The 13354-nt window shown below is 36.4% G+C and carries 12 protein-coding genes and 1 pseudogene; all 13 read right to left on the bottom strand.

The window, feature by feature from the left end; translation table 11 throughout:
- Positions 1–386, bottom strand: a pseudogene (locus RT445_RS19685) (hypothetical protein); the annotation flags it as partial.
- Positions 386–1027 (bottom strand): hypothetical protein, encoded by a 642-nt coding sequence (locus RT445_RS19680; RefSeq protein ID WP_274793681.1) that lies wholly within the window; start codon positions 1025–1027, stop codon positions 386–388. The gene RT445_RS19680 and the pseudogene RT445_RS19685, both read right to left, overlap by 1 nt.
- A gap of 77 nt (positions 1028–1104) precedes the next feature.
- The gene (locus RT445_RS19675; RefSeq protein ID WP_274793682.1) at positions 1105–1878 is read right to left on the bottom strand and encodes a DNA and RNA helicase; all 774 of its coding nucleotides are present in this window, start codon (positions 1876–1878) and stop codon (positions 1105–1107) included.
- A gap of 42 nt (positions 1879–1920) precedes the next feature.
- The gene (locus tag RT445_RS19670; RefSeq protein ID WP_274793683.1) at positions 1921–4569 is read right to left on the bottom strand and encodes an acetate and sugar kinases/Hsc70/actin family protein; all 2649 of its coding nucleotides are present in this window, start codon (positions 4567–4569) and stop codon (positions 1921–1923) included.
- Positions 4570–4592: 23 nt separating this feature from the next.
- Positions 4593–5288, bottom strand: a complete 696-nt coding sequence (locus tag RT445_RS19665) for an iron-dependent peroxidase (protein WP_274793684.1) — start codon at positions 5286–5288, stop codon at positions 4593–4595.
- Positions 5279–6556, bottom strand: coding sequence for a normocyte-binding protein (locus RT445_RS19660; protein WP_312507604.1), 1278 nt, complete (start codon positions 6554–6556; stop codon positions 5279–5281). Before RT445_RS19660 ends, RT445_RS19665 begins: the two co-directional genes overlap by 10 nt.
- Before the next feature lies 1 nt (position 6557).
- On the bottom strand, positions 6558–8204 hold the full coding sequence (locus RT445_RS19655) for a serine/threonine protein phosphatase (protein ID WP_274793685.1): 1647 nt from the start codon (positions 8202–8204) through the stop codon (positions 6558–6560).
- 28 nt (positions 8205–8232) lie between these two features.
- On the bottom strand, positions 8233–9072 hold the full coding sequence (locus RT445_RS19650) for a PP2C family protein-serine/threonine phosphatase (RefSeq protein WP_274793686.1): 840 nt from the start codon (positions 9070–9072) through the stop codon (positions 8233–8235).
- A 6-nt stretch (positions 9073–9078) separates the two neighbouring features.
- A complete protein-coding gene (locus RT445_RS19645) occupies positions 9079–9606 on the bottom strand; it encodes an FHA domain-containing protein (protein ID WP_274793687.1) in 528 nt (175 codons plus the stop codon).
- 35 nt (positions 9607–9641) lie between these two features.
- A complete protein-coding gene (locus RT445_RS19640; protein ID WP_269898151.1) occupies positions 9642–10217 on the bottom strand; it encodes an FHA domain-containing protein in 576 nt (191 codons plus the stop codon).
- 29 nt (positions 10218–10246) lie between these two features.
- Entirely contained in the window at positions 10247–10681 is a 435-nt protein-coding gene (locus RT445_RS19635; protein ID WP_274793688.1) for a J domain-containing protein, read from the bottom strand.
- A gap of 89 nt (positions 10682–10770) precedes the next feature.
- The gene (locus RT445_RS19630; protein WP_269898149.1) at positions 10771–11196 is read right to left on the bottom strand and encodes a membrane-associated protease 1; all 426 of its coding nucleotides are present in this window, start codon (positions 11194–11196) and stop codon (positions 10771–10773) included.
- A gap of 196 nt (positions 11197–11392) precedes the next feature.
- A partial coding sequence (locus RT445_RS19625) for a transcriptional regulator (RefSeq protein ID WP_313471375.1) occupies positions 11393–13354 on the bottom strand: 1962 nt, incomplete at its 5' end.

Genomic DNA, 13354 nt, shown 5'->3' with positions numbered 1-13354 from the left:
ACATTGATTAATTCACTATAGGGCATGCTTGCATTTTGATATGTTTGATTTTTCTTCTTCACATCTAACTTATACGTATGTGAAACGGCTTTAACCTCAAAATAATACGTACCCATAACCATTTTCACTTGCACATCCAACGCAAGCCCATTAAATATAGGTTTTGATTGTCCATTGCTACTAATTTGTAATACTTCAATGGCCGTTTCTGCATCTGTCATATAGACGTAGGAATCTTCAAGTTCATCTGGAATCACGCCTGTTAAACGCAATGTTGCATGCTCGTTCATTTGTTGTGTAATTTCGATTTCACTAACGCGGATATTATAGGGCATCACAACCATATCTTTATACGTTAAAGCTGTTTCCTTATTTACTCGCTCCATCAAACAACACCTTCTCCATCTAATGATTTGTTTTCGATTGAGATTGATTCCATCATGCCGTATGCAATTGGTTGCCAAATAGGCATTTCTGTTTTCAAGCAATTCACGGAGCCTGTTGCTACATTATCGCCTACCATAAACAAAAACATTAAATTGTAAATTTTAGAATCTAGAGCCTTCGTAATGAAATCGAAATAGCCGATTTGACGACCATCCACTTCTTTTATGCCGATATCTAACATATCAGCATCTGGCTGTAATTTTCGAAGGATATTCATCATCGTTTGTGTGAAATCTTCTAATTCCTCTTCTTGAATCTGTTGCTCCATCATTTTCATCGTGATGTTAATAGATGTACTTTCACTTGTGTAGATATAATCGGGTCTACGGCTTGATGGATATTTAATATCCATTAATTCAGGTTCCATCTCTTCAAAAGCTGTAGGAATAAACATCCGAATTTGGTCCTCATAAAAACTACTCTCTGCAAATTCAATCATTTCATCTTCAATCGTTAGCTGGCCTTCTTTAATAGCTTGAACGATGTCAGTATGTAACAATTGGTTTTCGATGTTCTCCAGTCGTTTCTTCTGCCTTGCATGCTTTGTCATCTCAATGACTTCTTCATCCATGAAATTCATTTTATTTCCCCTCCTTTGTTATTCGTATCTCCTTTTCTTCCCCTAACGAGCCAGCATCTTAATCCACTAGTAGACTACTAATCAACTATCATGCGCTTTGGTCGCCCTTGACCAATCCCTTTCATATGACCACCGCCCTTAGATTCCAACAAAATACGATTTAAATATTTATGAATTTGGCTATTAGATAAAGTTTGATAGTCCAACTCTAGCCGGTTGCAAATATAGAAATCAATTACATCTCTTTGCACTCTCTCCTGATTTAAGCACTCTAAGGCAAAGGCAATATCATACGGATTAGCAGGCCGGTTTTTTAAAAGCTCTCGTGCAAAGTATTGCAAAATGAGTGGATGGTAGGTGCTTTTTTCTAACCCTGCATACTGACAATGAAGATAATTTACGGTGTTATATTCTGTCGCAAAGTCGAAAAAATCGGTATGCTGTGAGCGTAGTTTGGCACCTAATTTTAATTTAAAGCGCGCTAATTCTAGTTCATTATGAGCAAGCTCTAACGCATCGTCTAAGACAATCTCTGTTGTGTAATTGCTAAAATCTAAGTCATTTGCTTCTTCAGCAAATCGTACTTTTAAAATCGTTTCACTTCCTGTAGCTTCATAAGGAAGCTCATAGCTACTATCTAGCAAATAGAGCCTTCCTTTATGCTTAATTATGCCTTTTGTAATGATAAGACGTGTATCCGCTACAATAATATGGACACCAGCAATGATGCCGTTTGAATAATCTTGAAAATATAAATCTAAAAAATCTCTTGGGTAATCTCGTAAATTCTCCAGCATTTCTCGCTTTAAAATGCGACCTTTATGAAAATGTGGATATTGATTAGCAAACAAGCTGTCACCCACCTCTTTTCTTTTTTATCACGTGAGCTTGCTCTACTTTAATCCGTCAAAGAAATCTAGTTCCGATAAATCAGCTTCAAAGGCGAAGAATTCTTTTTTTCCAATAAACAGTTGTTCGTCTTTTCGCGCTACTGGCACCACATGGAAGCCCCAATGATCTTCGCCTGCAAAAACAAAGAATTTCACTTCGCCATTCATGATAGAATCCGTCTCGTCTTGTGGAATTTTATCGTAATAGTTTGCCGCAATATTTTCATAAAGAACAGGCTTAAAATTCTCAGGACGATTAAAGTAAGTGTATTTATAGGATGACTGATTGTCACTGCCAGTTAGGAAAAACTCCACTTCTGTTACACCCCATGGACGGGAAATAGTACCATGAATTTGGTTTAGCCTTTCTAAGCTACTAATAAGTAATTTTTCCTGGCGATTATGTGTAAAGGCACTTACAGCATAAGGTACAACAGGAGCATGATTTGTCACTTTTGTTTCAATCATGCCTATCTTTTTCGCATTTAAATAGCGCAGTGCTCCTCTAAGGCAAGCAAGCTTTAATTCTGGCACTTTACCAATATTTTCAGCTTTTTGCCTAAATTCAATGCTTCGTCCTGGTACAAATTCTTTTAAAGCCTCACGAAATGCATCAATCTTACAGGACTGTCCAGTTAATTTAATAATGGAGTATTCGCCCAAAAGGCCGCTCTCATAAAATTCCTCTAAAAACTCACGCACAATATCATAAATATCAGCCTTGATAAGATGATTAATTTCTTTTATGTTGAAAAAGACATTTGGATAATCATAAACTTCCTTAAATTGATTGTTTTCAAGCAGAGATAGGCACCATCGATCTACTGCTGTCACATTTAAATCGCTATCGTGCTGCATATCACTGTCTGAATAAAAGCGGCTTCTTAAAATGCCTGTTTTACGGAAAAATTCTTTCTTCATTTCCTCTGCCATTTCCCATAAGAAATAATAATTATTTCGGACACGTAAATATTCATCACGTGTGCGATTTTCGTATTCCTTAAAGCGAGTTGGAATGATATACTCAGCATCCGAAAAGGCTTTTTCAAATTGTTTGTATACCTCATCAACCCCATGATCGTCTACATATCGATAAATATCCTTGCCTGGAATATCAATTAGTGCATCAATATCATAAGCACTTTTTCCCCGACTATAGTAATTGGCAAAGACAATCTTCATAAATTGGAAAATACGATAGGTAATATTGTTACCACCAAAATTGGTATCTCCATTTTCATAGGTTGTATGAATATCAATTTTGTATGAAATATGTCCATCCTCTATTCGAAACTTACAGGAGGAAAGATCGGTTGTTCCACCACCACAATCAATGACCAGTGCCTTATATTCCTTCCCATCCAAGAAGCTATTATTCTCTATTTGATTGGCGATTGTATTATAAAGAACGGCCATCCCTTCATCGAGAGCATGTTCCGTTTCGATGTTGTATTCGGGTAAAATTGTCTGAAACATATCTAAAAATTGATTTTTCAGCTTTACAGGACTCGAAATATGTAAATGCTTGAAGCGACATTTAAATTGATGCTCTGCCATTTGAATAATATAAAGCATAAACTCTCTTAATATCTGACTTCGCGGAACAAGTGCTGTATTGCCGTTCGCATCCATTATCTCTTCCAATTTGGCATAATTACTAACCCAGCGTTTAATGCCTTGGAATTTCGTTGCCAATGAAGTGTAGCTATTTTTTTTCATCATTTTTAACGCTTCATAGCCATAGTAATAGCTCACTTGGTCTTGATTTGAGCAATCTGCCACTGTCATGACTGTCGGCACTACTTCGATCCATTCATTTTGGTGAAGTGGATCGGGAAACTGGACAAAATTGATGCTATTTAGCTGAATTCTGTCATTTAATAGGTCGTGGCTACAAGGAGAAGAGACATAATCACTTTCTAAGTAAACACCGGCCGTTGTATTGGTAGTTCCAAAATCAATAGCAAGAATCGCATCGGTTGTTTCTAGCTGTTTAATCTCTAAATCTGGTATTGGAACCTTATAATAGTGAAGATTTGTAGGCGGAAGTGGGGTCTCCTGATAGTAAGTCTTATAGATATACTCAGAATCTTGCTTTCTTAAAAATATAAAGCTGTAGTTTTTATTGTTAGTCTTTCGAATTTCTAATGCCTCATCTGCCGCAAAATAATACTTGTTTGGCAGCTGATCGTCTTTTATAACATGAAGGATGCCGCAAAGATCTAGCTGCTCATTGACTAGCAGTACATTGGATTCAACTAGAAATCCACCGGTTTCTACGAAATACTGATCTGGCTTATCAATTTTCATACCGCTATATAAGCTCATTTTGGCAGGAATCTTTATCTCACCATTGTCAGACAGTGGTGTTTTTAAATACTTCTGCATTGCTGCTTCTACTCTTTCGAATCCCCCATCCTTACTTTCTTTAATTAGAGGGTTTTCTTCAGCGCCACGATATCGTAAAATTTTGTCGATTAACTCGTCTCTAGTTAATGTGTTAATAAGCCCTGTCACAAGTTTTTCCTTATAACATATATTCCTCAGCTGGAAGGTTGTCATTTCCATTAATTCTACTCGTGTATAGGTCATATATTTCTTTTCTGTATAACGCTTATTCGCATACAGCTTATATGAATATTTAGTCGTCATTACGAATCCCTCCTCTGCCCTGTTTAGTAAAGAGCTATTCGATCTAGCTTCATTGTTTCCTCTGCATCGATTATGCCGAAGTGATACTGCCAATAAACCTCTAAATGGAAGCTGATAGGCAAAAATATTTCCTGTATGAGTTGTACTTTTTGCTCATTCTGCTCTGTCTTCTTCTGACTTATATATAAAAGCAGCTCATCTTGCTCCTCTGATTTTACATAGATGAAACAACCTTTAAAGAGCCTTTTTAGCGTATCCTTTAATAAATAAATTTCATCCCCTGTCTGGTACAGTCTCAGCATGTTCAGGACCACTATTTCTTGTTCCTTTTTTGAAAACGAACGAATATTTTGACGTACTACATTGCCAAATACATTCGCTTCGATATCTTTTAAAATAAAGCGAATAAAAAACTCTTTTTTATTCATCCCCTGCATACGATCAATGTCAGCTAAGAAATGCAGTACGATGTCGAAAAGATATTCCCTAAACGCTCTATCAGACGTATTATCCGGATGAAAAAGGTTGTTAAAAATATCAAAGTAGCGATAGTACGGATTTACTTCGACGTGCTGCTCAACCAACTGTGTATTTAAAAACTGAGGACTAAGCTCCATATAGGGCGAATATGTCTCGGCAAGATGAAAATTTATATCCTTTTTAGAAAGTCCCTCATCCTCGGCTTTAATGAGCAAATCCCAAATATAATTCATAGCCACACACCTACACATTTATATTCAAAGAAATGTCGTTGTACTTCGGATACTAAAAAGCTCAAAATATCATTTGCTATAAAATCTTTTTTCGCTTTTGCCTTAAACTTTAGTAGCATCGTTTTTTTATGACTATTTTCTCCTATCATTTCTGTTAAGAAAGGGTTTGCTGAATGCGTAATACCTGCCCTTGAAAAAGAGTCCACTATATCTACATCTACTAGCTCAACGCTAACAGCTGCCTCGAAGGAGTTAATCATCCTAGTAATCTCCCCCTTCGTTTTAACATTTGCAGTATACTTACTAGCAAATTTGTGCATAAAATGCTCTATTCGTCGATTGGAAACAAGCTCATAATGAAGCTTTCCAATTTTCTCATCTTCCATTTTTGCAATTTTAATTAACTGCCAAACCCCTGACTTGTCTTGTGGTGAAACAATGGTTAATTCATTATCTGAACGTTTAACGTAACGAACATTCTCTTCATCCGCTTCAACAAGATACCCATGCTCGTTGCCGGTTTTGCGGATTGAAAGGACATGCTCATAATTGATCTTATCGATAGCAGGAATGGGGAACCCCACATTCTTGACCTCATGTCGTTCAATATTCCATAGTGGAACCATGTCCAGTCTCTTTTTTGACTCGTATTCCTCTAAATCAACCATTATCTCAATGATTTCAGTATCTTCATTTAAAGGGGGACAATCTACTAAATTTACATCCAAAAATTTATAGGCGTACGGGTGATTAATGGTTTTCCACGGCAATCCATTAATTTGGAATATCGGATATAGCTTATCGATTTCTTGCAAATAGTCTGAATTTCTTGAAAGACTTACCTTTATCTCAACTTGTCCTTCTGTTGTGACGAGAGTTCCATTAAAGCATCGTTCCTCAACTAGTAACTGATGAATTTGTATCGAGTCACACTCTAGAAATAAAGTACACAGGACGGCTTGTTCTTTGTTTTTTAACGATTGAAGTAAGTTAGCTGTATCGATTACTTTCGTTTCTAAATCAGCTGGTCGCATCGGAAATAAACATTGATGAATCGGGTCAACATCCTCCTTTGAACTAAGCGTTACATAAATGTCAAACCTATTCTCAACATCTTCTATTTCGTTAAATACTCGCTCTTCAAGCTTTCTATTCATTTCATCCTGATAGTCAATTAAATTTACAAAAACGCCACTGACAATATCTTTTAGCAGTTGACGTTGCTCTAAATCCTCTATTTTGCGTAACCGTTCATACATGAGCTCTTTTATCACTTTACTTTCCCTCTTTCATCACTTCAGCATCAGATGACTCATTGGCAGCTGCCCCTTCTTCAAATGGTATTGCCGCTTCGTAAGATGGGTCTATATCAGTAGCCGGTGCCTGAGGAGGTGGATTTAATTTATCATTGGCGTTCATAACCTTTCGCTCAAGACCTAAAACCTTTGACAGTAGCTCTGTCTCCTGATAAATTTCCTGTGCAAGTGTGTAATATTCAATCGCTTTTCCGTACTCTTGACGTGCATAGCTCTGATCTCCACTTTTTTCTAAACCTTCTGCCCTCAATTCCTTCTGGGCCTTTTTCAATTCAGCAATTTTAGCCTCTGTCTCTTCTATTTTTGTCTTTATTTGAGGCTCACCAGTATAGGAGATGGTGAGAGCTTTTTTCCTTGCCTTTTCATATGTTTCAAGTGCACCATTGTAATCTTCTGCTTCAAATCGAAAATCTCCATCCTTCACAGCTTCAGCAATTTGAACAATCGTATCCATATTCGCTATTCTTTGCTCAGTTGCTTCCTTTCCAAAGTTCTTAATGAGCTTTCCTTCTTTTTTAGCCTTTTCATATTGCTCAAGAGCATCTGTAAATTTTCCTTCTTCGGCTGATTTATCTCCATTTAAGATGAGATCTGTAATTCTTAACTTTTTAGCCAGTAAATTTCTATGTATTGGATCTTTCAATTTTTTGGCTGCATTTCTGCCCTCACTATATTCCAGAAGCGCTTTTTCATAATTTCCATCTTGAAAATAAAGATTTCCGCTCTTTTCATGGTCCTTCATTTCAACGGTTAATTCTGCCATTTTTTTAGCTTGCTTCGCTTGATAAAACAGGGTACTGCCCCCAACGACTAAAGCTACAATTAATGCCGCAGCAATCATTTTAATGTACTTCATTTTTTTCTTATTTGTTTCCTGATAAACCTTATTAGCAAATATAGTGGCAATTGTATAATTATTTACAACCTTCCTTTGCCTACTTAAAAGCACCTCTTCTAATAAATCCGTGTATTGCTCAGGATCTTTCGCATCTTCCAGCGCGTCGGCCATTTCAATCTCATTGACATCCTCCCAAAAGCCCGCCGTGCAAAGCACTAACACATCGCCATCCAATAACTTCATTTTCTTAGAAACAAAGGGCTTAAAATCTTCAGGTTTACCAAGATAATTTAGTAGGTTGCTTCTTTCCTCGTGCTGGCTTATATCCAGCGAACGATTCCTGCTGTTAACGATCTCCTGCGCTAAGCTTTGATCAGTGGTTTTATACGATAAAGTACCATTACGAAAATGATATAGCCTCGAATTCCCCGCGACTGCAACAATCATTTTTGAGTAATCAGATACGACCATAACAATACTTGCCTTTAATCTCACCCTTAAGCTTTGAGCCTGAAGTATAGCTTGCGCATTTCTTAAATATTTTTTAATACTTCTTCTAGACATGGATGGCTTTTCCATAAATTTTTCTAAAATTGCCTTCACAGCAAGTTCTGCGCTACTTATTTCCTGATCAGAATCTAACCCTTTTACAGCTACCCAGCAGGCTACATCGTCGAGCTCTGTATAGGCAAAGTAATCTTTGTTCTGCAAAAATGAACCAGCTTCGGATAGAAAACTAGTTTTAAAGTCGCTGTTTTCTTTTCTCATGATTACTCCTCCTTAACATGTAAAATGTTTACCATGTTTTTTCTAGAATAACGATGGTTGCATTATCTTGATTTTTTAAGCGTTTTTGTTCAACAGCTTTAATAATGTCTTGAGCAATATCATAGGGAGGAGTTTGCTGTGAGAGAATTTTTTCCATTTCAACCTCTGTTAACGTGTCATAGACTCCATCGCTAAAAAGACATACCTTGTCGCCTCTATTTAGCTGAATAGGGCTCTTCCCAATATCAAGATTTTTAAAGCCTTCATACCCTAAATAATTGATAAGTCTCTTTTTCAGAGGATTTTCTTGCACCTCAAGCTGAGTTATTTCACCTGATATATATCGCTCTGTTAACACTGATTCAAAAATATGCTTTTGGTTAACCGCTATAAATTCGCCATTTCTAAAAATTTTGATAACACTATCTCCTACAGCCCCCCAATGGAGTAAACCTTCATTGTCGATAATAGCCGTGACTAACGTAGTTCCTCCGTTCGAGCCATTTAAATTTTCTAAAATCATATGATTACTTGCCATCGCTGCATCCTTAAAAAAGTTAGGTAGATTTTTTAAGGTAGTAAGCCTTTTAAATTCTTCTATAAATGTCGTGACAGCGATAGTACTGGCCATACGACCATTGGCTAAACCACTTATACCATCTGCAAGCACTGCAATTGTGCCATGCGTCGTTTCGGTTGTGGAGAAATAATCATCCTGTTCATCACGTCTTCCTATCGTTTGGCCATTTCCAATATAAATTTTCCCTTTATCCATTTTTTGAGCTAGAATACCTCTGATAATTAGCAAAACGATGAGGATAATGATGAAAATTAAGGCAATTATGTAAGGCACTAAATTTTGGTCCATATATCATCATTCCTCACTTTGATTGTTTTCCCATTCAAAGTGAACACCACATAATGGAATAAATAAAAACATACTTCTTCCTAACTGAATAACATCATAAGCTGCTAATTCCGTTGGTGTATAAACGGCTTCATTATTCAGATAAGCTAATCCAGAGGCATCACCTGGTAATAAATAAAAATTACGCTTTTTTGGATCATAAACAATGACAGCATGATTACGATTCGAGATGGAATTATCTCCTGCTATCCGGATATGCATATCTTCTGCTCTACCTATAAAATTCTTTTCAGATAAGATGCGATAATCTCTACCCATTTGAGGGCCTTCAATACAAACCAACCAACCTGTTACTGGATCAATTCCATCCATTTCTCCTAAATAGGGCAATGTTTTATCATCTGATTCAACGACAGGAGCGGTTGGGCTATTTTGTCTGTGCTCCTGCTCCACCATCACGTTACAATATGGACAAATATTGCGATGTCTCCTTGAACTAAACATGTGACCATTTGTACATCTTATCAAACTCATTTCGTTATCCCCCATCTATGTTCCGAATTCTTTCTCTATTTCACCAAAATTCGCGTATTTGCTATGTATATTGTGTCTCCATTACCTAATGGGTAAGGGATCTCTTGTTTCAATCTATTTTTAACGCGCTTATTAGCTTTTTTTAAGCCAACACCATTTACAGAATCTATATCCTCTATATACCAAATTCCAGCTACACAATTTAATACAGCATGCTCATAATTCACAAGAGATTCATATTCCGTTCCACACAAATCAATATCTGCCTTATGTTCAGCTGTACTTTTCCCGATAAGCAATGAAATTTGATCACCCAGCTCCCATTCATCTACTTCCATCCCACGTTCATTAAGAAGTACTAGCTTTGAAATGTCGTTGTTTGTCTTAGCTTGAGTGAGTGATTTTGCCTCGTACTTGAGAGAACCATAAATAATAGCAAGTATCACCATTACGGTTCCGATAACAAATTTTAAAAGGACTTCCTGATTCATAACAAAAACATATAGGATAAAAAAGAAGGCAATTGTGATAATAATAATATCGATGATTCTTATAAACATTTTTTTCCTTGCATTGTCACTATAATCTTTACTTGAATATGGTTCCTGCATATAATCACACTCCCTCCTGCCATTTTGAATTATTTATTAAAGAAACGTTCGAATAAATCTGTAGTATCAAGAGGATTCTTCTTATTTTTCTTATGTAACGTTGAGGACGTCTCTTTTGTTTTAGGATTAAAGCCAAAGAAATGCTCAAAGTTTTTTTCAATATTGTTCATATTAAAATCTGGCCTCTGTGCAGTCGACTGTTGACTTGTCGATTGCTTATTAGCTGAGTGTTCATTATTCCAACTTTGCGCAGTACCATCTAGTCGAGCATCATAGGCCTTCCTAGCAGCTTCATCCTTCAAAACTTTATATGCCTCTGTGACTTCTAAGAAAATTTTTTCAGATTCTTTGTTTCCTCCGCTTACATCAGGATGATGCTTTTTTGAAAGCTTTCGATAAGCGAGCTTTATTTGATCTTGTGTCGCGTCTTTACTAACACCTAATGTGTCATAATGTGTTTTCATCTTTTCATCCCCAGTACTAGGATTATTCAAAAATTATCTAAGGAGCTATATTAAGCCCCTTAGATAATTTTTAGTGTGCTATCTCACTCTTAGACAGCGTAGCCGCCTTCGATTTTTGCCAAGTCTGTTTTGTCTTTCTTTTGTTTAACAAATAAGAAGAATTCACCAATACCTTCTGTGTCACCGAATCTTTCTGTATAGTCCACCACAAAAGCGTTCGGGAAATGAATTTTTCTTACTACTTGATCTGCTGAAACAACTTCTAATGTCACTTTACGGTAACAGTCAGCCTTTTCAGCTGGTACTAATGACCATAAACCTAATTTCATCGTATCATCAGAATTGTCACCATCAGTTGCTGTAAGAATTTTACCTCTTACTTTTAAAGTGGCTCCAACATCTGTAGAACGTGCGTTAGAGTCATTTGGCGTATCTGTTTCATATTCAACAGACATAATACTTTCTAACCCTAGTTCAATTGCCTCTGATCCTTCTACTTTTAATACAAAACCCATTCTTATTCCCTCCTAATATTTTTTGAATCTTCTGTTCATAAGATGAAAGTTTTGAACACTTGCTGTTTTCATTTCTCAATAAAACATCGAGAAATATGTAACACTCCATCTTAATGAAGATTCATATTTATGTTAAAAGATTTAAAAAATCTTAAACATACGACTGAAAAATTGAATAATTGTATGTTTAAACTTGTTAGGCTTTAACAGCACTAGTTCCTTTTGTAATCATCACTTCTAAATTCTTCACATTACCATTAAACACAAGGTCAATTTGACACGTGCTCGTTTTCTCATCGATAATGTAGCCGATATCATCTCCATCTTGGATAATGGAGTTGACATAGCCTTTATCATTCAGCCATTTACTTTTTTGACTACTTGGATTATTACTGAAGAACCTAACAATATTTTCATGCTTAAAGTCACCTGATTGGAATCGTAAAATTCTTTCAATATACGTACTCACCTGTGTTTTGTAGATGGAATCGAATCCATCCTCTTCCATCGCTAAGCTTCTAGCTTTATAGACAGTAATACGTTTAATATCTTTATCTTGAAGCTGAGCATTTTCTGAAGAGAACACAAAGCCAAAGCTTCTGCTGTTAATCGCATCTTTAATATTATTCGTAAATCCTGAGATTTCCTTTGCCATTGTTGTAACAGCTCTAAGTGAGTGATCCCCAGCTTCAATATCGAATCGTACGCCAGGATAATTTCTCTGAACATTTCTAAACGACTCTTTTAAATATTCTGGACATTGATAAGCTGAAACGATACCGGCAGCTACATAGCTAGCACCGACATAGACCCCTTCAATCCATAGCTTTAAAATATCTTCCTTTTCCTTAGATAATCGTGCACCATTTTCAGTAGTGTACATTCTCGCATCAATAACGACACCCGATTTATCCTTTGGAATTATGGTGAAGTTCGGTAAGCACGGTATCGCAAACTCACTATAGTCTTTTCGAACAAGCACAGAGCATTTATCAATCAGACGATCTATCCCTGCGGTTGCAATGCCGTTGAATGTTGTTTCTTCCTCCGCCATGAAGTTGAAGAAAACCTGAACTTTGTAATCTTTTATCGTATCTAGAAGAATCGATAGGGATTCCATTGTGTTGCCTTCTTGTTTGGCAACCTTATCGTTCCCTTTAAACCGTGATCGGCTTACCTTCATTTTTCCAGTAGCCTCTAGTTCTAGTGCAGGAACAATGCCATACCACACCGTATCCGTAAAGTCATTTTTAGAGTTTACTGTATTTAAATACGTACGTAACCGTGGTAGATTATTACTTTTTACGAGCATATCGAGCTTAGTGTTTGTCACAAGCAATGATGGCTGCATCCCTTTATTTTTCGTTGTGTACTGATCAAAGTACATTTTGATGCCTAATAGCTTTTCCACTAAAGGCTTGACCGTTTTTACAAATTCATCCTTCGCATTCTTATAGAACTCAAGGTATGTATTGTAATTTTGAACTTCTGTTTCCACATCAAATTCGGCTTTCACAGCTGGTAGAGGTGAGAACGTTCTTACAACTAAATCTTTTACATAGGAAGAAGGAGATTCTGTAATCGCCTCATAATCCTCTTCAAAAACAGTACTTAAACCATAGTTACTATTTTCTTCAATCACCATAAGTTCCGAGCTATTGTTTTGAGGTGCCTCAATAATTTTCAACTCACCATTGTCACCAATAGAAAGGGTCCCAATTTGTAATTTTTCGGATTCCCCCTCATCCTGATTAACACCTAACAATAATCTAGTTTTAATATCCTCGATTGCTAAAGGTAGCATGGCCATGACATTGTTGTAATTTTTACTTGCTACTTCAAACATTAGATTTAGTTTGTCCCCTGTATCCAATTTTTTTGGATCACCATCATCTAATTTCTCATATTCACCATACAAGTAATGGATTTCTTTTCTGACTTGTCGAATGTCGTCCATGACTTTCTTAGGAGAGATCATATCAAGTAGATTTTCAAATTTAAAATCGACATTCGTAATGCCCTGACTTCTTTTTGTATCAATGAGGGTGAAGAGCATCTTTAAAAAATCATTATTTTGATCGATTGCTATTTCAGAAATACAGTCTTCTTGAATTCCTTCAGGTTTTTTCAGGGTATACATTACCTTTTGATTAGCAGC

The sequence above is a fragment of the Lysinibacillus sp. genome, from assembly GCF_032093475.1.
Classification (GTDB): Bacteria; Bacillota; Bacilli; order Bacillales_A; family Planococcaceae; genus Lysinibacillus; species Lysinibacillus irui.
Note: the sequence above shows the minus strand (reverse complement) of the source record. Positions and strands in the feature narration are given on the sequence as shown.